The following is a 20,972-nucleotide window of genomic DNA, read 5'->3' as shown; positions in this document are numbered from 1 at the left end:
TGGGCCCGGCCATTGGGATGTTTGGTTTCTCACTGGCCCTGGCGCTTCCATTCACCTTATCGGCCATCTTCCCCGGCTTTTTGAGCAGCATGCCAAAATCTGGGGGCTGGTTAAACAGTGTAAAGGTATGTCTGGGTTTCCTGGAACTGGCTTTGGCCTTAAAATTCCTTTCCTCTGCCGATCTGGCCTGGCATTGGGAGTGGTTTGACCGGGAGATCTTCCTGGTATTGTGGATTGTGATCTTTGTGCTGATGGGCGTATACCTGCTGGGCAAGATCAAGTTCTCGCACGACAGTGATCTGCCTTATGTATCGGTACCACGTTTGTTCTTTGCCATTTTATCTTTCTCCTTTGCGGTGTACATGGTACCGGGCTTATGGGGTGCACCGGTAAGTGTGCTGAGCGGACTGGCACCGCCAATGAATACCCAGGATTTTATCCTGACAGCAGGGGGTGGTGGTTCTTCAGGTTCCGGTCCCACAGGTTTTCCTGCCAAAGTGAAATACAGTGAATCTTTAAAGGCACCTGTGGGTTTCCGTGCTTTCTTTGAACTGGAGGAAGGTTTGGCCTATGCTAAAGAGGTAGGCAAGCCTGTGTTGCTTGATTTTACAGGCCATACCTGTGTGAACTGCCGTAGAATGGAAGACCTGGTCTGGATAGACAAAGAGGTAGGCCGGCTGATCAAGGAAGAATATGTGCTGATCCAGTTATATGCAGACGACCGCAACATCAAAATGGAGCAGGACAAGATCCACTATTCTGAAATACTGAAACGCAAGACTGACGATCTGGGTTACTGGAACCTTGATTTTCAGGCTACAAAATACGGGTCAAATGCCCAGCCTTTATATGTGCTGGCCGGACATGACCTGGTTCCCCTGGTAAAACCACAGGGCGCCATATTCGATGCCAAAGAATATGCTGCTTACCTGCAAAGTGGAATAGATGCCTATAAAAGAAAAAAATAATACAAATATCTATTAAGAAAGAACATTGTTCTTTCTTAATAGATTGAATGACAACATACACACCAAACTATCTTTTTAAATCAATAATCTAAATGAAGAAATTAAGTTTGATTGCACTGGTACTGTTTTGTGCCGGCTATCAGGGCTTTGCTCAAAAAAGAAACCCTAAAACACCAACTCCGGTTGCTACACCTCCGCCGGCCAATCCAAATGCGATGAACCGCCCGGGAGGCCCTTCAACCGGACCAAAACCTTACAATCAGGTCATCACTGCAAAAGCAAAAACAGACAAAGGGCTATTTAAAGTCCATTTTGTAGAAGACCGTTATTTCTTTGAAATTCCGGACTCCTTACTCGGACGGGAGATCCTGACTGTAAACCGGATCAGTAAAGCTGCTGCAGGAAACCGCGCTCAAATGATGGGCTATGGAGGTGATCACATCGGCGATAATGTAATCAGCTTCGAAAAAGGGCCGAACAACAAAGTCTTCTTAAAAAGTATTTCTTATAGCGAGCGCGCTAAAGATACCACCGATCAGGGAATGTACAAATCGGTTATGAGCTCTAACATTCAGCCATTGGTCGCATCATTTGATGTCAAAGCATTTGCCAAAGATTCTATTTCAGGGGTTAAAGGAACAGTAATCGATGTAACCGATTACATAAACAGCGATAACGACATTTTCTTTTTTGACTCAGGTACAAAAAAAGGACTGTCATTAGGTGGACAAATGGCCGATCGCAGTTACATCAAAGAGATCAAAGCCTATCCTTTGAACATTGAGGTCAGGACGCTGAAAACCTATATGAAAACCCCTCCACAGGCACCTGGAATGATGGGTGGCGGTGGTGGAACATCCACACCAGCAACTTATGAGCTGAACAGTTCTATGGTATTGCTTCCGGCAAAACCAATGAAACCTAGATTCTTTGATGCCCGTGTTGGTTATTTTGCAACGGGGTACGTTGATTTCGATGCCAATCCGCAAGGCGTAAAAAATCAGTCGCTGATTACCCGCTGGCGCCTGGAACCTAAACCAGAAGATGTAGAAAAATACAAAAGAGGCGAACTGGTTGAGCCTAAGAAACAGATTGTTTATTACATTGATCCGGCTACACCGAAAAAATGGGTGCCTTACCTGATGCAAGGCGTGAACGACTGGCAGGCTGCCTTTGAAAAAGCAGGATTTAAAAATGCAATTGTTGCCAAAGAGGCACCAAAAGATCCAAACTGGAGCATCGACGATGCAAGGCACAATGCCATTGTTTACAAGCCATCTGATATTCCTAATGCAAGCGGGCCGCATGTACACGACCCACGCACCGGCGAGATTCTGGAAACACATGTCAACTGGTACCATAACGTAATGCAGTTGTTGAGGAACTGGTACTTTATCCAGGCCGCTGCCATCGATCCTAAGGCCCGAAAAATGAAATTTGATGATGAGCTAATGGGGCAGCTGATCCGCTTTGTTTCTTCACACGAAATAGGACATACTTTAGGCTTGCGTCATAACTTTGGATCATCAGCAACCGTTCCGGTAGAAAAGCTAAGAGACAAACAATGGGTAGAAAAAAATGGTCATACCCCATCCATTATGGATTATGCCCGTTTTAACTATGTGGCACAGCCGGAAGATAACATCAGCGCCAAAGGTATATTCCCTAGAATAGGTGATTACGATCTGTGGGCAATTGAATGGGGCTACAAATGGCTGCCTGAATTCAATACTCCTGAAGAGGAAGCTGCCTATTCAAACCAGACCATTATCAAAAGGATCAGTGCAAATAAACGCCTCACTTTTGGTACAGAAAGTGATCCTAATGATCCGCGCAACCAGAATGAAGACCTGGGTGACAATGCCATGCTTGCCTCGTCCTACGGCATCAAAAACCTGAAAAGGATATTACCAAACATTCTTACCTGGAGCAAAGAACCCAACGAAAGCTATCAGAATGCAAAAACCCTGTATGGTGAAGTGGTAGGCCAATATGGCCGTTATATGGGGCATGTGGCGAAAAATGTAGGTGGTATCTATGCCAGTCCTAAAACAGTTGAAGAAAAAGGGGGTATGTTCCAGCCTGTTCCTTTTGCTATACAAAAAGAAGCAATGACCTTCCTCAATACACAGTTATTTGCTACCCCAACATGGTTAATCAACAAAGAATTAATCGAGCGTACTGGCATCAATCCGGTTGATGTCTTCCAGGGTACACAAAAAAGTACTTTAGCAAGATTGCAGAATGCGAATACAATTGGCAAGCTGATCAATGACGAAGCGCTAAACGGCAACAAAGCCTACACAGCCTTTAACCTGTTCAGCGACCTTAAATCTGGCATCTGGTCAGAGTTGAGTTCACATAAAAACATAGATGTTTACAGAAGAAACCTTCAGAAAGCCTATATAGATAACATGATCAAACTGATTTCTGCTCCGGCTCAGGCTGCTGGTGGTTCCTCTTTCCCTGGCATGAGGGTTACAGATCCAACCAGTTCTGATGTTTCAAGCGTTAGTCGCGCCCACCTGAGCATTCTGGCGAAAGATATCCGCACTGCAATACCAGCAGCAACCGGTATGAGCAAATTCCATTTGCAGGATCTATTGGTACGCATTAATACCGCACTGAATCCAAAATCTTAAGGATTTCTACCATTATAAACAAAGAAAATGCCTTCTCTTTTATTGGAGAAGGCATTTTTTATTTAAACTGTGATAATCCAACATTACTTCAATTCAGGTCGATACTCAGCATTACATTAAAATAATTATTTTTTCCCTTACTGGTTTTCAGAAACGCTTTCTGACCATATACAATCTGCAATCGCTTTTTAATATTATCCAGGCCAATGTGATGACTGGTAGGGGTTGCATTCATATTGATCAGGTTCTGGGTTTCGATGATCAGCACCTGCTGGGTTAAATTAATACTGATAATAGCAGGCAGGTGTTCAAGCACAAGATCACCATGCTTAAACATATTTTCTACCAGGGTAACCAGTACCAGCGGTATGATCTGGATGTCTGCGAGTTCTTTAGGATTGTACTTGAACAGGATATTGAAATTATGCTCAGCTTTGATCTGATGCAGTTTAATGAGGTTTTCTACCTGCTCAATTTCAAGCATAATGCTGGTAAAATTACTTTCATCGTCAGCCTGAATGGCATAGCGCATAATCTCAGATAAAGTCATTATAGCTTCTGCCGCCTCTGGGGCAGTTTTTCGGGCATGCGAATAAATAAAACTCAACGTATTAAACAGAAAATGAGGATTGATCTGCGCCTTTAAATGTGCATGCTGTGATTTTATGAGCTCTTCTTTTGCATTGTAGTTTTCGATAATTACCAATAAGCGCTGCTTTTCAGATTCCTGGGCAATTTTTCTTTCTTTCAGGTAGTTCATCAGATAATAATAACCAGTAGAAAAAAGAATAAAATAAATTGTTCTCCAAACACCATTTCCTATGGCTATGTTATTAAAAGCTGCAAGTGAAACCCTGCCGCCATTCTGAAAAAAATCTGCAAGGAAAATGGTAAGGGATACGTAAAATGCCACCTCTAAAATAATCAGCATAGGAAGAAGCCATAAGCTACGCTTGGTATTGGGCCTCGAAGCCGGCATAATTACATGGGCATGAAAATAGAACAAGCCTACGTTCAGGACATAAAACAGAACATAATTACCAAAACTGGCAAATGAGCCTCTAATGAAGCCACTGATCACAATCTCATAAAATATGAAAAAGAACCAGGCAATAAAGTGAATACGATAGTTCTTTAAAAAAGATATATATTCTTTTACCTGGTTTTTCATTTGATGTTATAAAGTCGTCTCTGCATGTATTCCTTCTATATCGCTTTAATCAGCAATAATTTCAGTAAAAAAAATGAAATTAAGAAATCACTCAGGAACGCCTCTGGTGGATCTCAGTGTTTTCTTCTCCATAAAAGTGAAAAACTGCTTTTTATAAGTGGTTCCAAGCGGCACCTCCAATTTATGGTTCAACGTAATTGTGGCACCTTCAACTTTATTGATATGGTCTGTCGAAATGATAAATGATCTTTGCACGCGTATAAAAGTACTGTTCCCTTCCAGTTTTAGCTCCAATTCTTTCATCGTTAAATAAACCACATAAATATCGGCTACCGTATGAATTTTAACATAATTATTCAATCCCTCTACGGCAACCAGATCTTTAAAGTTAACTTTTACGTATTTCTGGATCTGATCGGTTTTAATGAAGAAGAAATCCTCAGATTTATCTTCTTTTTTCAATTGGAGCTCTGATTTCAGCAGACGATTGATCATCAGGGCAAACTTAGGCATGGAAATGGGTTTCAACAGGTATTCATTGGCCTGGACACCGAAGGCGTCAATTGCATATCTGGAATGTGCAGTAGTAAAAACCAGGTATTTTGTTTTATACCTGATGGCAAGCGATAAATCCAGTCCCGTCATTCCAGGCATATCTACATCCATAAAAAGAATATCGATATTGTCTTCAATGGTGATATCCATCAAGGCCTTAAGCGGATCGGTAAAGTATTTAACCAAATTCAAACTGGGCATGGCATCGATGTAGTCGGCCAATAAGTCAACGGCATGTTTCTCATCATCAATAATAACGCAATTTAATTTGCTCTCCATAGAATTTCACTTAATAACAAAGTTAGTTGAATTACAAGTAAAAGCATAATTTATAAACCTAACCGTCAGGCATTCATTTTCATTCACCACGTTATTAGTATCATTCACCACGGAAAACCACGTGTTGGCGTAATATAATTGGACGTAATTCCATTCTTTTTTACTTTTAATCAAAATCCCTATGAAAACATAAAATTCCTGATGCAGAAATTGCGTCAGGATTTTTAAAATAATTGAACAAGACGCTGATACGTTCTCGTATATATTTAGTACTAAAGGGAGTAAAAACTCCCTTTAGTTACTAAAAAAGATATCTGGGCTCTCATTTTATCCCCCCAAATGCAGCAAAGCATAGGTTTTTGTGTAATACCTCCGACTCACGAAAACCTACTTTGCGCATGAGGTTTAACTGGAAATCAACAGATCTCGGCGTATCTTCATAATCAATATAATCAAATACCTTGTCCCTATAGGCTGCACCGCCAAGATTTTCCAGATAATCCCCATATTTTTTACGAAATAATTCATCCAGATGCGCGGCATCATGTTTAACCAGATCCGATATCCAGAAACTGCCTCCTGGCTTCAACAGGTTATATACTTTCTGAAATACCTGTTCCCAATCTTTTTCATCCCTCAAATGATGAAGTGTAGCGGCCGCCAGCACAATGTCATAATGGTTATCAGGTAAAGTTAGTTCGCGCATATCCAACTGTATGGTATGAACAGTTCCTTTGGTTTCAGGCGCCACCCGTTCCCTTGCCTTTTCCAGCATGGGTAAACTCAAATCGTTAAGCGTACAGTTCAGATCTGGTATTTTGCTCAGCATCTTCAGGGTATAATTCCCTGCACCACAACCGATATCCAGCAATTCCTTGGCATCAGCATTTACATATAGCGCAGCATCTGTGCACAGTTCCATTGTTAAAGCAGCATCGAGTGTGGTGAGCTGCCCGGTATCCAGATTTGAAAACCGTTCTACATCCTGATCAAACCGCTGTCTGATCTCGTCATTGTTAGCCTTGCCAGCATAGTTTACTTTCATCGTTTGTTGTTCTGTTTAGGAAATCCAAAATAGTTATTTCAATTATTTTTTTCCATCACGTAGGGGTAAAAACAAATCAGGTTGTCACACTAACAAATCACAAAAAACAAATGATCAATTATTCAAAAAGAAAAAGTATGAAAACAAAAAGGTTTTATTTTATGATTGCTGTTATGGTTATAACGGCTGGCGCAGTTAAGGCACAGGACACCGGTCTTACCTTTGGGCTGAAAGCAGGCTTAAACTACGCCACATTACCCACCAGCTTAAAAGACGTGACAGATAAAAAAGGAAAAGTAGGTTATAACCTGGGTGCTTTTGCCAGGGTAGGTAAAACAATATATTTTCAGCCTGAATTAAATTATGTGACCTTCAAAAGCGCTTATAATTATGCTTCAAATACTTATAAGCCGAAATTCAATCAGCTAAACCTTCCGCTCATGGTGGGTTATAAGCTGATCAATACTGAAGCACTTAACTTACGCATTTCGGCAGGTCCGGATTTGAGTTATACGCTGAACAAAGCACAAGGGCCAACCGGGTTGGACTACAAAAAATTCAATGCAGGAGGGGTGATCAATGCAGGAGTGGATATAGGAAGCCTGACCATCGATGCACGATACAGCCGGGGCTTAACGAAAATCAATAAAGACCTGAACGAAAAAACAGGGATATTCAATTTATCTGTCGGATTTAAAGTGTTTTAAAATACATTGCACAAAAAAAGGAGATCAGAAATGGTCTCCTTTTTTTGTGCCTGATTTAAAGCCTGGCCACCGACTTCCCTAAATACCAGCAACACCAGGTAAAAAAAGGAGCAGCCAGGATATCTGCAGTATAGTGAACATGTTGTATCAATAACAAAACAGCAATTATCCCGGTAGCAATAAAAGCAATCTGCCTGTCACGTTTTGCTTCCAGACAAAGTGCACTTAGAAAAACAGTTGCCGTGTGTCCGGAAAAGAAAAGGTCTTTCGTAATGAGGTTAGACCTGTAAAAAAAAGATAGAACAGGATCGGCCAGATTGATGAGGCCTTCAGGAGGATTAAGGGGAACCAAGGTTATGCTGATCATCCGGGCACTGCAAAGAAAAATAAAGGCCCACAACGCGGTAAGGCACATCATGGTGTTTTTAGACATTCTGTAGAGCATCAGCCCAACTATGGCATAAATGACAATAAATATATAGGTAGAAACATCAATTGCAGGAATGACAGCCAGTAACCAATCGTTCAGTACTTTGCCTTCCCGCGCCTCAATATGTAAAAAGAAACGAGGGATAAAGATTAGAATGGCAATAAGCAGCACCATTCCAAGAATGAATTTGATGCGGAAGGTCAGGTAGTCCCAGGCTATCTGCCAGGTAAATGGTTTAAACTGCATTAAATAGGTTAGTCGTTTTGTGTGGGTGTAAAAATATACAAATAAAATGTACTGTTGTAAAAAATCCATAAATTACATCAACCAATTACCAAAGCACAAAAATGAACGAATTTCAAATCAAAAAATCAACAGTTAACTACGATGCCATTATTGTAGGCTCAGGTGCCGGGGGCGGAATGGCTGGATATGTATTGGCCAATGCCGGCCAGAAAGTACTGATGCTTGAAGCGGGTGCCTATTTTGACCCCAGAACTGATGCCCAGCAATTAAAATGGCCCTGGGAATCGCCGAGAAGAGGAGCAGGAACAACCCGTCCTTTTGGTGATTTTGACGCCTCCTATGGAGGATGGGAATTGGATGGCGAACCCTATACACAGAAAGATAAAACTGAATTTGCCTGGTTTCGCTCCAGAATGCTGGGCGGACGCACCAATCACTGGGGGCGCATTTCCTTGCGCATGGGCCCCGACGATTTTAAGTGTAAAGACGGTCTGACAGACGATTGGCCGATCACTTATGCTGATGTAAAGCCATTTTACGACAAAGTTGACCGGCTGATCGGTGTATACGGTACTGTAGAAGGGATTGAAAGCGAACCAGACGGGATATTCCTGCCGCCACCTAAACCAAGGCTTAACGAATTGTTCATTACCAAGGCAGCCCGAAAAACCGGGGTTAAGGTGATTCCTGGGAGGGGTTCTGTTTTAACGGAGGCCTTGCCGGGCAATAAAGACCGCGCACCCTGCTTTTATTGCGGGCAGTGCGGCAGGAGCTGTAAAGTTTACGGCGATTTTTCTGCATCTTCCTGTCTGGTTATCCCGGCAGTAAAAACAGGAAACTTAACCGTCATTACCAATGCCATGGTAAGAGAGGTGCTAACAGATCAGCACGGACTGGCAACAGGGGTTTCCTACGTCAATACCCTTGATATGCAGGAATACCAGGTGAATGCCAAAGTGGTGATCCTGGGTGCAAGCGCCTGCGAATCGGCCAGGTTGTTGTTGAACTCGAAATCTACCGCCCATCCGAATGGCCTGGCCAACAGTAGCGGGGTTATCGGAAAATACCTTCACGATTCCACCGGGGCCAGTCTGAGCGGCTTCCTGCCCCAGCTCATGGACCGTAAGCGCTACAATGAAGATGGTGTGGGCAGTGTTCACATTTATTCACCATGGTGGCTCGACAATAAGAAACTGGATTTCCCGCGTGGTTACCACATCGAATACTGGGGCGGCATGGGCATGCCTAGTTATGGTTTTGGCGGCGGAGCCCCTAAACTCAACGGAATGGTGCCCGACAGAAATGGAAAGATGAAGGAAGCAGGTGGATATGGTACCAGTCTGAAGGATGACTACCGTCGTTTCTATGGAACCGGTGTGGGCATGGCTGGAAGAGGAACAGCGATTGCCAAAGCAAGTAACTACTGCGAAATTGACCCTAAAGTGGTAGATAAATATGGTATTCCCGTATTGAGATTTCATTACAAATGGGCCAACGAGGAAATTAAACAGGCCAAACATATGCAGGAAACATTTCAGTCAATGATGCATGCTATGGGCGCTATCATCACCTCGGATATACCGGGACCCGAAACCAATTACGGGCTCGAAGCACCGGGTAAAATCATTCACGAGGTAGGCACAGTAAGGATGGGAGACGACCCTAAAACTTCGGCCCTCAATAAATGGTGCCAGGCACATGAATGCAAAAACCTATTTGTGGTCGATGCAGCTCCCTTTGTGCAGCAGGGAGATAAAAATGCAACCTGGACAATCCTGGCTTTGTCTATGCGGACTGCCGAATATATTTTAGATCAGAAAAAAAAGCAAAACATTTAAAGATGAACAGACGCGAATCACTCAAAATACTAGGCTTAACCACCTTAAGCACAGCAGTATTACTGGATGCCTGTAAGCCGGGTACCAGTCAGCCGGGCGCAACTACAGAAACAGCTGCAGAACCAGGGCGGCAGGAATTTGAAATTTCCAGGGATAAAAAATTAAAAGCGGAAAAGTTTTTCAGCGCACATGAAATGGCTACCATAACCGTACTGGCAGATATCATTATTCCTAAAGACGATAAATCGGGCAGTGCTTCTGAAGCAAAAGTCCCGGAATTTATAGAATTTATAGTAAAGGACATGCCGGAACACCAACTGCCTATGCGGGGTGGATTGAAATGGCTCGATCTGCAATGCCTGAACCGTTTTCAGAAACCATTTAAAGATGCAAGCGCAGCGCAGCAGATAGAAATGGTAGAGCAGATAGCGTATCCTAAAAAAGTAAAACCGGGAATGGAGCAGGGGGTAGCCTTCTTTACGCTAATGCGCAGTCTGACTGCCTCAGGCTTCTTTACCAGTGAGATGGGGGTAAAAGACCTGGGTTATGCAGGCAATACACCAAATAAATGGACAGGTGTACCTGCCGATGTGTTAAAACAATACGCGTCGGAGCTGGAGGCTTAGTCTAATACCAGCAAGTCATTAAACTGTGTTTTACCCTTGAGGCAGGTAGTCCTACCTTTAACTTACAATTAACCCACAGTGAGCCCACGTTTCTACTGAAAAAACGTGGGCTCACTGTGGGTTCACTATGGGTTCACTGTGGGCTCAGTACGAACGCTGGTAAAGCACAGGTTTAACCTAAAAGAAAGAATAGAGGAAGAAAACGCGGACCTATACAAGGTATAATTAATGATCTTAAAAAAAGAAACGGGGATAGGCCCTAAAGCTTACCCCCGTTAAATTAACGCTCTCGAGTACAAATGTACAGATTAATTTGAATTGTGCAAATAAATCTTAAATTTTATTGCACTATCTTTCCTTCTTTATCTATTTTAATAGAACCTGTTTCCGCTTCTTTTTTAACATTGATCAGGTAATACGAGGTTTTGTCGGCATTGGTTACCAGAAATGCTGCTGTAGGTGTCCACGCTTTTACCGGATCAGATTGTAATGTTTTCTGCACTGCCTCAGGAAGATCTTTCAATTCAACCGGGGCTTTGGTCGTACTGTCCTGGTAAGCCACCATCTGAACGGGCTGTTTTACTTCACTTGCTTTTAATGTGGTTAATCCTGCTACTGCTAAAAAGGCTGCTGATAAAATGATCTTCTTCATAATCTTAATTTCAATTGATAATTCTAGTTAATTGTGTTTGGTATAGGTTTCATAACAATGCCAAAACAAAAGAAAAATCATTAACAACTAGAAATCAGCATTTTAATTATAAAAAACAAATACATAAGTGTAGAAAAAATCCACATTATGCCCAAATCAGCCCTAGTGGCCGGCACAAAAACAGGCTTAAGGTGCTTGCAGGAATTAAAGCGAATGCCGTTTGATCACTTTTGTAGGATTTCTTCTGGTAACGGTCTTTTCTTCCAGAATGGCCTGGGCCACTGTTTTGCCCATGGCTTCAAAATCTGTTGAAATCACAGTAATGCCATCTTCCAGCACCTCTTTTACCAAAGTGTCATTATAGGAAATGAGCCCTACATCCTTCCCCAGCTTAAGCTTTTTTTTGCGGGCCAGCTTAATCAGCATCACATCATCGGTATCGTACCTGCTGAAGGTTACATAGGCATTGCCTTTCTGAAAGGTTTTTTCATCAATTTCAGACTGGATAAGGTAAGGATGTTCAATTTCGGTACAATAATGCAGGAAGCCTTCGATCACCAGCCTGGCATGTACGGCTTCAGGATGCGCTACCAATATAAGGCGGTCATATTTTTTAAGTTCGTCTTTTAGCTTATGCAGACTATGGTATATATCGTGCCCATAATCCTGATAAATGCTGCTGTAATTACCGGAAAGGCCCTGCTCGTTTAAATCAATAATGATTCTTTTTTTATCAGGGATCAGGTTCAGCAGGGGTGCTACATTTTCTTTTAAGAAAGTTGCCACAACATAATGGGTATATGCTCCCAGGTTTTCTTTGATCAGCTTTTCGAATACCTGGTAGTTATGGTGATGGAAATAAATATCGATATCGGCCCGGTTTTCGAGTTGGTTAAAAAGGGTACGGTAGAACTGTTCACGCAAAATGTTCATTTTGTCGAGCAGCAGGAAGACACGAAAAGAATGGTGTATGGCCTTTTTACGTACATAATAGCCTTTCCTGTAAACTGACTCGACAATACCTTTTTCTACAAGTTCATTCAAGCCTTTAAGCAAAGTTTCCTTGCTCATTTTTAACTGTTGCTGCAATTGCTTTAAAGATGGCAGCTGGTCTCCGATATGGAGCTGGTCAATTTCAATCAGCGACATGATGTGATCGGCAAGCTGCTGGTATTTCATCTTACCCTGAATACCTTTTTGCTGTGTATTTTCGGAGCTCATTAGTTATAATGTTTCAGCAAATGTAATTATTAGACCATACAAACCAAACCAGCCTACCAATATTTTTCGATTAATCCCCCTATTTTAATGATTATGGCCTTTTTATCATTTTTTATTTTTTTAATAGAAATAAATTGCTTTATATTTGCTAAGCAAACCAGTACAGACCAGACTAAAAACAAAAACGTTCAATTCTTGCAGGAACAGAAGCAGGTAGTTTAATGCGCCAGTTCCGGTTTACAGGAAGAATGTGTTAAATTCTGGACAAGGTTTGAGCAGTGGGAATAACACTCGAAACAATACAACCAAATATAAATAAATATGAAACCAAACTTACACTTAACGATGTTATTGGTATTGCTTGTCCCGCTGGCCAGTCTGGCCCAGGTGGTAAAAACCATTACCGGAACGGTTACAGAAGAAAACGGGAAGCCGCTGCCAGGTGTAGTCGTGAGCATCCGGGGGAAAACGGCCTCGGGAGTAACAGATGGACAAGGACGTTTTAGCCTTTCCAATGCAAAGGAAAGTGATCTGCTGATATGCGCTATGATCGGCTATACCAGCAAGACGGTAGTGATCACCAGTCAGAATCAATATAAAATACAGCTGGAAGCAAGCAACCAGACCTTGAATGATGTTGTCATCATTGGCTATGGTGAAGTTAGGCGAAAGGATCTTACCGGTTCGGTAGGTTCGGTTAGTATTAAAGATATGGAAAAGGCTCCTGTGGTTTCCTTTGAAGATGCTTTAGCTGGAAGGGTAGCGGGCGTTCAGGTGGGGTCCGCAGACGGGCAGCCGGGTAGCATCAGCAACATTACCATCCGGGGCGGAAATTCAATTACCCAATCCAACTCGCCACTGTATGTGATTGATGGCTTTCCTGTAGAAAATCCAGATAACAACACCATTAATCCGGAGGACATCGAATCCATAGATATCCTGAAAGACGCCTCCTCTACCGCAATTTATGGCGCAAGAGGAGCCAATGGGGTCATCATGATCAAAACCAAGGAAGGTAAGGCCGGTCCGCCGGTGGTTAGCTATAACAACTGGCTGGGTTACCAGTACCCGGTGAAACAGATAGCGGTAATGAGCCCTTATGAGTTTGTAAAGTACCAGCTGGAACTGAACAAAAATTCGGCTACTGCTTTGTACCTTAAAGATGGCAAAACTCTGGATGCCTACCGCGATGAGCAGGGAATCAACTGGCAGGACCGCGTAATGCAGAATGCATTTATGCAAAGTCACAATTTCTCAATGAGGGGAGGAAGCGCTGCCACAAAGTATTCGGTAAGCAGCTCCTATTTAGATCAGAATGGAATTGTAATCAATGGCGGATACAAAAGGTACCAGGGGCGGTTCCAGATAGATCAGCGTTTGGGGAAAAATTTCAGGGTAGGCCTGAATACCAATTATACCTATGGTATTAAAAGAGGCCAGATCGCCAATTTAACCAGCGATAATCTGAACAGCAGTTCGGCCGGAAATGCCAGCTCGTATTTGTTGTACAGTACCTGGGGATACAGACCGGTAACGGGCAATGTAAATGATGAAGATTTCATTGACCAGCCGTTTGACGACGACGTGGCCGGTAATACTGACTTAAGGATCAACCCGATCGTAAACTCCAATAACATGTATATGTACGCGTTTAACAAGTCGCTTACTGCCAATGCCTTTGTAGAGTATGCTTTCCTGAAGTATTTCAAATTCAGGATGAGTGGCGGCCTGACGGATACCCGTCTGACTTTCGAGCGTTTCAACAACTCCAATACAGCGGCAGGGAATCCACGGACGGTTTATGGGGCTACCTACGGGCTCAATGGTTCTCTTGAAAATCAGAATATCCGCAGCTTACTGAACGAGAACCTGCTTACGTTTAACAGGACATTTAACAAAAAGCACCGGTTAGACGTGGTGGGCGGTTTTACCATGCAGAGAAATAGCATGGAGGGGGATGGTTTTGTGTCTATTCTTTTGCCAAATGAAGTATTGGGTGTAAAAGGGCTCGACCAGGGAACTATCCTTTCCAAAACAACTTCGGCTTCTTACGCTACCCTGGTATCGTTGCTGGGCAGGGTAAATTATACATTTAATTCGCGCTACCTGTTTACCGCTTCCTTTCGCAGCGATGGGTCTTCAAAGTTTGCCCCTGGCAAGCGGATAGGCTATTTCCCTTCTGGTGCTTTTGCCTGGAATATCGGGGAAGAAAAATTTATGAAATCCATTAAAGCCATTTCTTCGGCTAAACTGCGGACTTCTTATGGCATTACCGGGAACAACCGTGTAAATGATTTTGCCTACCTGAGTGTTTTAGATCAGGAAGTAGGTGCCAATACCGGTAATACCAAAAGCGGTTATTATTTTAACGGGCAATACATTAAAGGTACTGTGCCTGTTGGTGTAGGAAATGAGAACCTTAAATGGGAGCGGACCGGAAACCTTGACCTTGGCCTAGACCTGAGTTTCTTTAATCAACGCATCAGCTTAACTACCGATTATTATTACAAAAGAACCACAGATTTATTGCTAAACGCTTCATTACCTACTTCAACCGGGTATCTTACTGCATTTAAAAATATAGGGGTTGTGGTTAACAAGGGGCTTGAGTTGACATTGAATACCGTCAACCTGACTACCAAAAACTTCAACTGGACCTCTAATTTTAACATTGCGTTTAATAACAATAGAATCGAAGAATTGAATGGCGATCAGCCCAGCCTGATTACGCGTGTTTCGAACTGGAATGGTAATTTTAACAACTCCTTACCTTATATTGCCTTACCGGGGCGCCAGGTGGCCTTGTTCTATGGCTATGTTTTTGACGGCGTATATCCTTTAAGTGATTTCAATGTATTGGCTAATGGCAGCTATGAACTGAAAGCTGATGTTCCAAATAATGGTAGTGCACGCTCTTTAATTAAACCGGGCTTTATTAAATATAAAGACATCAATGGCGACGGGGTGGTAGATGCAAATGACCAGACCATAGTTGGTAACCCTAACCCAAAACACATTGGGGGTTTCAGCAATAATATCAGGTACGGCCAGTTCGACCTCAATGTTTTTTTACAGTGGTCGTATGGCAATGAGATCTTAAATGCGAACCGCATTGTGTTTGAAGGTGCAGAAGCCAGGCAAAGCCTGAATATGTTTAAAACCTACGAGAACAGATGGTCCATGGAAAATCAGCATACCGATTTACCGGTAGCTGGTGGTTATGGCCCCAACGTCTTCTCGGACAGGAATATTGAAGATGGATCTTTTCTGCGTTTGAAAACAGTTTCACTCGGCTATAATATTGCTCCGGAACTGATAAAGAGACTGAAGATAACCTCGGCCCGCATTCATGTTTCGGCACAAAACCTGGCAACCTGGACGAATTATTCGGGGCTGGATCCGGAGGTTTCGGTACGGCATTCTGCGCTTACACCTGGTTTCGACTGGAGCCCATATCCAAGGGCGCGCACCATCACCTTTGGTATGAACCTAACTTTTTAACGATAAATGTTTTTAAAAATGAAAACGACTTTATTTTATATCGGTATAGTACTCGCATTACTTGTCAGCTCATGTTCAAAGATCCTGGATACCACTCCGCAGGACTTTGTATCACCAGTAAATTATTACAATACAGAAAGTGACCTTCAATCTGCATTGGCCGGAGTATACGACCGTTTGGGCGACAACAGGGTGTATGGGCAGGGCATGTCCTGCTACATGGTTTTTAGTGACGAGTTTTTCATGAAAAACCAGACTTCAGGAATTAACGCCAACATTGTGGATGCTTCCACTCTCGAAGTAAACCGGCACTGGGAATCTATTTATACCGGCATTGAGCGTGCAAATATGTTACTGGACAACATGGATAAAGCGGTTAAGGTAAGTGAGGAAAAACGCAACGAAATAAAGGGCCAGGCGCTTTTCTTAAGAGCTTATTACTACTTTTTGCTTACGGATGAGTTCGGTGCGGTTCCTTTGAAACTGGAATCTACCAAAACACCGGAAGAGCCACCGCTTCCTGCCACACCTGTAAAGGATATTTACGAGCGCATTGTAGCCGATATGAAACTGGCTGAAGGGATGGTGAAATCGGTTGCCGACTATGGTTACAATACACGCATTACAAAAACAACGGTACAGGGTGTATTGGCAAGGGTTTACCTGACCATGGCAGGCTTCCCCCTGAATGATGTGGCAAAATATGCCGATGCAAAAGCCTATGCAGAAAAGGTAATGCAATCTGGTTTACACGGGCTAAATCCCGATTTCAAGCAGATTTACATTAACCACGTTCAGGAAATATTTGACACCAGAGAGAATCTGTGGGAAGTAGAATTTAAGGGCCAGAACAAAGGCGAAATACAGGAAGGCGGCATGATTGGCAGCTATAACGGCATCACCTGCGGAATCATTGATATTGGCTATGGCTACGATTATGTGCATGCTACCGCCAAGCTTTACAATGCCTATGCAAATGGCGACCAGAGAAAGGACTGGACGGTTGCCCCGTTCAGGTATGTAACTACAGGTACCACAGCGGTAAAGACCAATTGGGCAGCAGACCAGATCTACGACAGAAGTAACGGGAAATGGAGACGAGAATATGAGTTGAATTTGCCAAGAGACCAAAGTTACAATGCTACCAACTGGCCATTATTAAGATATGCTGATGTATTGCTGATGTATGCCGAAGCCGATAATTATGTAAACAGCGGCCCTTCGGCCGAAGCCTACAAAGCCATCAATGCCGTAAGACGGAGGGGCTATGGCAAGGACGTACTGGTACCTGATGTGCAGGCCGATGCGCCAGCAAATTTATCTCAGCCCGATTTTCTGGACCTGATCAGGAACGAGCGGCTGCGCGAACTGGCTTTTGAAGGCCTCCGTAAGCACGACCTGGTGAGGTGGGGGATTTACCCAACTGTGATGCAGGCCCAGGTAAGAGAGTACCAGGCCAATATGCCTGCAGCCCTAAAAGACGCTGCTATAGCACAGGCACAACGCGTAACAGATCGTGCTGTGCTGTTCCCGATTCCAAACAGTGAACTGGCCGTTAACCCTAATATCAAACAAAACACAGGATGGTAACCCTAAAATTGTATCAAATGAAAAAGCTATTAATTGCGGCTGGTGTATTATTTTTTATGGCTTCCTGCCAGAAAACCTATGAACTGACAGCTCCGGATGATTTTTCTGTAGAACTGGAAAAAGCCAGTTATAAAGTTGGCGAGTCTGTTCGCTTTACCATCAAGGGAAAACCAGAGCACCTCGTTTTCTGGTCGGGCGAAGCAGGCCGTAAATATGAGTTCCGGACAAGAACCGCAATAGAGGGAAATGCAATTTCCCTTAATTTTAAGACTTTTGCCCAATTTGGGTTAACGCCCATCGATCAATCGGTCATCAAACTTTATATATCGACAGACTTCAATGGAAAATACGATGCAACAAATGTAAAGGCGGCAACCTGGGAAGACCTTACCAGTAAAGCGGTACTTTCTTCGGGCCTGGACCAGACCTCATCAGGGAATATTGACCTGAGCAGTTTCGCGGCCCGCAATAAAAGTATGGCGCTGGCTTTAGTGTATAAGACCAGTGTGATTAAGCCCGAAGCCCAGCAAAACCGCTGGGTAATCCGTTCTTTTGACCTGAAGAGCACCAACCAGCAGGGCGAAGAATCAGTACTGGCCAATATGGCCAATGCGGGCTGGACAGCCTTTAACTTTAGCGGCCCGGCCACCAACTGGAGCATTACTTCTGCCCAGCTGCTTACCGTAAGGAACAGTACTGAGCTGGATGACGACTGGGTGGTAACCAGGCAGTTTAACCCCAACAGTACCACACCGGATGTGGGTGAACCGATCAAAAATATCTCGCAAAAACTGACAGAATACAGTCGGGTATACACCAAGGCTGGTGTTTACAAGATCACGTTTGTGGCCAGCAATGCCAACCTGGAGCGATCGGCAACTGTTGTAAAAGAAATAGAATTAAACATTACCCAATGAGACTGAACTGTGTAATAATGATGCTGCTTGCTTTTGCAGGAAGTAGTTTTGGCCAGCATGCGGCACTGACCAATCAGGCATTACGCCTGAACTGGGAAGATACCGGTAAGGGCTATCAAATCAAGCAGCTATCGGTGAAAGGACAGAAAGGATGGCAGGCCTTGCCTGGCGTGCTCGGACAATACACCTTACTCTACAGTGCCACGCAGCCTAAAATGGATTCGGAACTGAAGGATAAAAACGGGAAAGCACTGAACTTCCCCGAAACGGAGTACCGCTACATCATTCCGACCTGGAAAGCCAATACTTCTGCGGTTTCCATGAACAAAGAGGGACAGGCCATTTCATTTTACCCTCAGGGATATAAAAAGGCTGGCAAGGCCCTGGTCTTTCAGCAAAAAACAGATGTGGCCACTATAGAGGCCACATGGCAACTGGATCCGGTATATAAAAATGACCTTCGGGTTTCCATCAATTTAACAGCCACTAAGGAAGGTTATTATTCACTGGCCAGTCCGGCACTAAACACAAACGACAAAAGCCGCTTTGAATGGGGCTGTATTCCCGGAGTATTTCAGGGCAACAGCATCAATAGCAATTTTACGGATGCTTATGCCTACGGCCATGGCATTCCGGATCAACCTGTGGTGGTTAGAGAAAGAACGGCTGCTGCGCTTACAGCTATGCTGACCAATAAAGAAGGGATTACATTGGCAGTAACGGCAGAACCCGGAACAGCAAGAGACCCCTGGGAATATGATAAATCTACGCAATCGAACTGGCTGCTCGGCCTGTCGCTCATCAACAGGCAAAACCAACTGAGCCCTACTTTGTACCATCCGGTACTGGGGCAGCAAAAATCTTACCTGAAAAAGGGGGAGCGCATCTCTTTTGCTTTCCGGTACACCATTAATAATTCAGACTGGTACCCGGTATACCAGCACGTTGTAAATAATGTATACCGCTTTGATGAGCTGCTGCACTTGAAACAGACCAGCCAGTCCTTATCTGCCCGCCTGGAGCAGCTTTTAGATTATGTGAAAAAGGACAGCACATCGCGCTGGCGCACTTTCGACTATAAGGGACGCACCATTGGCGCACAGGAGTACCTGGGCGGAGTCTATGAATCGGAAAAAGATGCGGTAAAAAATGCAGACTATGGAGCCATGTGGATGCTGGCCAATATGACCCAGGACCCAATCCTTGTACATAAAAGGCTTAAAGATGCAATGAATTTCAAACTGGCCCAGCAGCATACCACAGGCGGGTTCTTTAATGGGGCCGCTGCAGGGCAATATTACCTCTACCGTTCTAAACGCTTTACCGAAGAATGGGGGCCTTATACCGAGCCGATAGCAACTACCTATTACATGCTGCTGGACATGGGTAATGTACACCTGTTTGAGCCGGACAATAAGGAACTCAAATCGGGAATCCGTTTGGCGGCCGACTGGCTGCTGGACAAAATGAAGCCTGAAGGTTATTGGGAGGTAGCCTATAACAACAATACGCAACAGCCAATGTTTGAAGACCTGAAAGATTACAGGCCTACTTTTTATGGATTGCTTGTTGCCTACCGGAGCCTGGGTGATAAAAAATACCTGGATGCAGCTGTAAAGGCGGCCGACTGGTTTATCAAAAATGCCGTAGAAAGGGGCTACTTTTTAGGGGTTTGCGGAGATGCCAGGTTTGCACCTGATTTTGCAACCGGACAAAGTGCACAGGCAATGCTGGACCTTTATGAGCTCACAAAGGAACCAAGGTTTAAACAGGCTGCTGTTAAAACTGCGCAATTCTATACCACCTCTGTTTATTCCCATCCAATCCCTAACCTGAAAGAGAAAAAAAACGGAGCCAGGCTGCTTAAGGACTGGCAGTTGAGCCAGGTGGGCTTAAGCTTTGAACATGGCGGGACTTTAGGCTCAGCCAATCCAAGCGGACCAATTTTACTGGCCAGTCATGCCGGCATGTTTGTAAGGTTGTTTCAGCTGACAAAGGACTCTTTATACCTCAAGATGGCCAGAACTGCGGCTTTGAGCAAGGATGCTTTTGTAGATCCGGCCACGGGGGTAGCCTCCTATTACTGGAGTGCCATGAACAAGGGCGCAGGACCTTTTCCTCATCATGCCTGGTGGCAGATCGGCTGGATTACCGACTATCTGATGGCAGAGATTTCCCTGCGTTCTGAAGGGCGGATTGATTTTCCTTCAGGATTTCTTGCGCCGAAGGTTGGTCCGCACAAAACGTTCGGGTTTCAGGAAGGAAAAATATTTGACCAGCAGGGTAATCTTGCCTTAATGGAAAAACTGGTTTCCTTAAGCAATCCCAATATGGATTATGTATGTGCACTGAATAAAGAAGCGAAGGCATTTTACCTGTTTGTATTGAACAATGATGACGAGTTGCAGGAAGCTGACCTGCAGTTAGCCCCTTCGCATTTCATCCCCGGACATAGCCTGGACCAGAAATCTGTGGAGTGCTTTTCTGCTTCAGGCCTGAAAGTGCCTTTTTCTGCGGGCGGAAAAATCAAGATAAAGCCTTACGGACTGCAGGTATACGTATTTAAATACAAATAAGCTGTGAA

General features: G+C 43.8%; 15 protein-coding genes. 9 read left to right on the top strand and 6 right to left on the bottom strand.

The genetic code is table 11. From position 1 onward, the window contains the following. On the top strand, window positions 1-968 hold a 968-nt coding region (locus tag B9A91_RS19850; RefSeq protein WP_144009001.1), incomplete at its 5' end, for a thioredoxin family protein. A gap of 92 nt (window positions 969-1,060) precedes the next feature. Beyond that, complete coding sequence (locus tag B9A91_RS19845) at window positions 1,061-3,610, top strand: zinc-dependent metalloprotease (protein ID WP_084240754.1); 2,550 nt, start codon at window positions 1,061-1,063, stop codon at window positions 3,608-3,610. An 88-nt stretch (window positions 3,611-3,698) separates the two neighbouring features. On the opposite strand, the gene B9A91_RS19840 is transcribed toward B9A91_RS19845, so the two are convergent. The 3 genes from B9A91_RS19840 to B9A91_RS19830 all read right to left on the bottom strand — a co-directional run bounded on the left by B9A91_RS19840 (window position 3,699) and on the right by B9A91_RS19830 (window position 6,660). After that, complete coding sequence (locus tag B9A91_RS19840; RefSeq protein ID WP_084240753.1) at window positions 3,699-4,781, bottom strand: sensor histidine kinase; 1,083 nt, start codon at window positions 4,779-4,781, stop codon at window positions 3,699-3,701. Window positions 4,782-4,868: 87 nt separating this feature from the next. Next, window positions 4,869-5,615, bottom strand: coding sequence for a LytR/AlgR family response regulator transcription factor (locus tag B9A91_RS19835; protein ID WP_084240752.1), 747 nt, complete (start codon window positions 5,613-5,615; stop codon window positions 4,869-4,871). A gap of 322 nt (window positions 5,616-5,937) precedes the next feature. Beyond that, on the bottom strand, window positions 5,938-6,660 hold the full coding sequence (locus tag B9A91_RS19830) for a class I SAM-dependent methyltransferase (RefSeq protein ID WP_084240751.1): 723 nt from the start codon (window positions 6,658-6,660) through the stop codon (window positions 5,938-5,940). Between the two features lie 137 nt (window positions 6,661-6,797). Here B9A91_RS19830 and B9A91_RS19825 point away from each other — a divergent pair, with 137 nt between their 5' ends. Further along, window positions 6,798-7,367 (top strand): porin family protein, encoded by a 570-nt coding sequence (locus B9A91_RS19825; protein ID WP_159451746.1) that lies wholly within the window; start codon window positions 6,798-6,800, stop codon window positions 7,365-7,367. A 55-nt stretch (window positions 7,368-7,422) separates the two neighbouring features. Here the strand turns inward: B9A91_RS19825 and B9A91_RS19820 are convergent, their stop codons facing one another. Then, the gene (locus B9A91_RS19820; RefSeq protein WP_084240789.1) at window positions 7,423-8,043 is read right to left on the bottom strand and encodes a phosphatase PAP2-related protein; all 621 of its coding nucleotides are present in this window, start codon (window positions 8,041-8,043) and stop codon (window positions 7,423-7,425) included. A 101-nt stretch (window positions 8,044-8,144) separates the two neighbouring features. On the opposite strand from B9A91_RS19820, the gene B9A91_RS19815 reads away from it, so the two are divergent. Further along, window positions 8,145-9,881: a GMC family oxidoreductase gene (locus tag B9A91_RS19815; protein WP_084240749.1), complete on the top strand. Its 1,737-nt coding sequence runs from the start codon at window positions 8,145-8,147 to the stop codon at window positions 9,879-9,881. Between the two features lie 2 nt (window positions 9,882-9,883). Next, window positions 9,884-10,507, top strand: coding sequence for a gluconate 2-dehydrogenase subunit 3 family protein (locus B9A91_RS19810; RefSeq protein WP_084240748.1), 624 nt, complete (start codon window positions 9,884-9,886; stop codon window positions 10,505-10,507). Between the two features lie 340 nt (window positions 10,508-10,847). Here B9A91_RS19810 and B9A91_RS19805 read toward each other — a convergent pair whose 3' ends face one another. Both B9A91_RS19805 and B9A91_RS19800 read right to left on the bottom strand, forming a co-directional pair. Continuing rightward, the gene (locus B9A91_RS19805; RefSeq protein ID WP_084240747.1) at window positions 10,848-11,159 is read right to left on the bottom strand and encodes a hypothetical protein; all 312 of its coding nucleotides are present in this window, start codon (window positions 11,157-11,159) and stop codon (window positions 10,848-10,850) included. 204 nt (window positions 11,160-11,363) lie between these two features. Beyond that, window positions 11,364-12,380, bottom strand: a complete 1,017-nt coding sequence (locus B9A91_RS19800; protein ID WP_200815699.1) for a GntR family transcriptional regulator — start codon at window positions 12,378-12,380, stop codon at window positions 11,364-11,366. 321 nt (window positions 12,381-12,701) lie between these two features. On the opposite strand from B9A91_RS19800, the gene B9A91_RS19795 reads away from it, so the two are divergent. Genes B9A91_RS19795 through B9A91_RS19780 form a run of 4 tightly spaced genes read left to right on the top strand, consistent with a single transcriptional unit; the run spans window position 12,702 to window position 20,964 of the window. After that, window positions 12,702-15,881 carry a SusC/RagA family TonB-linked outer membrane protein gene (locus B9A91_RS19795; RefSeq protein WP_084240746.1) on the top strand — a complete coding sequence of 1,060 codons (3,180 nt, stop codon included), beginning with the start codon at window positions 12,702-12,704 and terminating at the stop codon, window positions 15,879-15,881. Between the two features lie 18 nt (window positions 15,882-15,899). Next, the gene (locus tag B9A91_RS19790; RefSeq protein WP_235012616.1) at window positions 15,900-17,471 is read left to right on the top strand and encodes a RagB/SusD family nutrient uptake outer membrane protein; all 1,572 of its coding nucleotides are present in this window, start codon (window positions 15,900-15,902) and stop codon (window positions 17,469-17,471) included. A gap of 17 nt (window positions 17,472-17,488) precedes the next feature. Further along, window positions 17,489-18,388, top strand: coding sequence for a DUF5017 domain-containing protein (locus B9A91_RS19785; RefSeq protein ID WP_235012615.1), 900 nt, complete (start codon window positions 17,489-17,491; stop codon window positions 18,386-18,388). Next, window positions 18,385-20,964: a glycoside hydrolase family protein gene (locus B9A91_RS19780; RefSeq protein WP_084240743.1), complete on the top strand. Its 2,580-nt coding sequence runs from the start codon at window positions 18,385-18,387 to the stop codon at window positions 20,962-20,964. The genes B9A91_RS19785 and B9A91_RS19780 overlap by 4 nt, the downstream gene beginning before the upstream one ends. The last annotated feature ends 8 nt before the right edge of the window (window positions 20,965-20,972 follow it).

Origin of the sequence: Pedobacter africanus (assembly GCF_900176535.1) — a bacterium.
GTDB lineage: Bacteria > Bacteroidota > Bacteroidia > Sphingobacteriales > Sphingobacteriaceae > Pedobacter > Pedobacter africanus.
The sequence above is the reverse complement of the archived record's forward strand: the minus strand, read 5'-3'. Positions and strand labels throughout refer to the sequence as shown.

Bases quoted from the DNA above. Each gene is read 5' to 3' on its own strand.
- B9A91_RS19810 (WP_084240748.1), top strand. From the start codon at position 9,884: ATGAACAGACGCGAATCACTCAAAATACTAGGCTTAACCACCTTAAGC.
- B9A91_RS19785 (WP_235012615.1), top strand. From the start codon at position 17,489: ATGAAAAAGCTATTAATTGCGGCTGGTGTATTATTTTTTATGGCTTCC.
- B9A91_RS19840 (WP_084240753.1), bottom strand. From the start codon at position 4,781: ATGAAAAACCAGGTAAAAGAATATATATCTTTTTTAAAGAACTATCGT.
- B9A91_RS19800 (WP_200815699.1), bottom strand. From the start codon at position 12,380: ATGAGCTCCGAAAATACACAGCAAAAAGGTATTCAGGGTAAGATGAAA.
- B9A91_RS19815 (WP_084240749.1), top strand. From the start codon at position 8,145: ATGAACGAATTTCAAATCAAAAAATCAACAGTTAACTACGATGCCATT.
- B9A91_RS19805 (WP_084240747.1), bottom strand. From the start codon at position 11,159: ATGAAGAAGATCATTTTATCAGCAGCCTTTTTAGCAGTAGCAGGATTA.
- B9A91_RS19830 (WP_084240751.1), bottom strand. From the start codon at position 6,660: ATGAAAGTAAACTATGCTGGCAAGGCTAACAATGACGAGATCAGACAG.
- B9A91_RS19835 (WP_084240752.1), bottom strand. From the start codon at position 5,615: ATGGAGAGCAAATTAAATTGCGTTATTATTGATGATGAGAAACATGCC.
- B9A91_RS19820 (WP_084240789.1), bottom strand. From the start codon at position 8,043: ATGCAGTTTAAACCATTTACCTGGCAGATAGCCTGGGACTACCTGACC.
- B9A91_RS19845 (WP_084240754.1), top strand. From the start codon at position 1,061: ATGAAGAAATTAAGTTTGATTGCACTGGTACTGTTTTGTGCCGGCTAT.
- B9A91_RS19790 (WP_235012616.1), top strand. From the start codon at position 15,900: ATGAAAACGACTTTATTTTATATCGGTATAGTACTCGCATTACTTGTC.
- B9A91_RS19780 (WP_084240743.1), top strand. From the start codon at position 18,385: ATGAGACTGAACTGTGTAATAATGATGCTGCTTGCTTTTGCAGGAAGT.
- B9A91_RS19795 (WP_084240746.1), top strand. From the start codon at position 12,702: ATGAAACCAAACTTACACTTAACGATGTTATTGGTATTGCTTGTCCCG.
- B9A91_RS19825 (WP_159451746.1), top strand. From the start codon at position 6,798: ATGAAAACAAAAAGGTTTTATTTTATGATTGCTGTTATGGTTATAACG.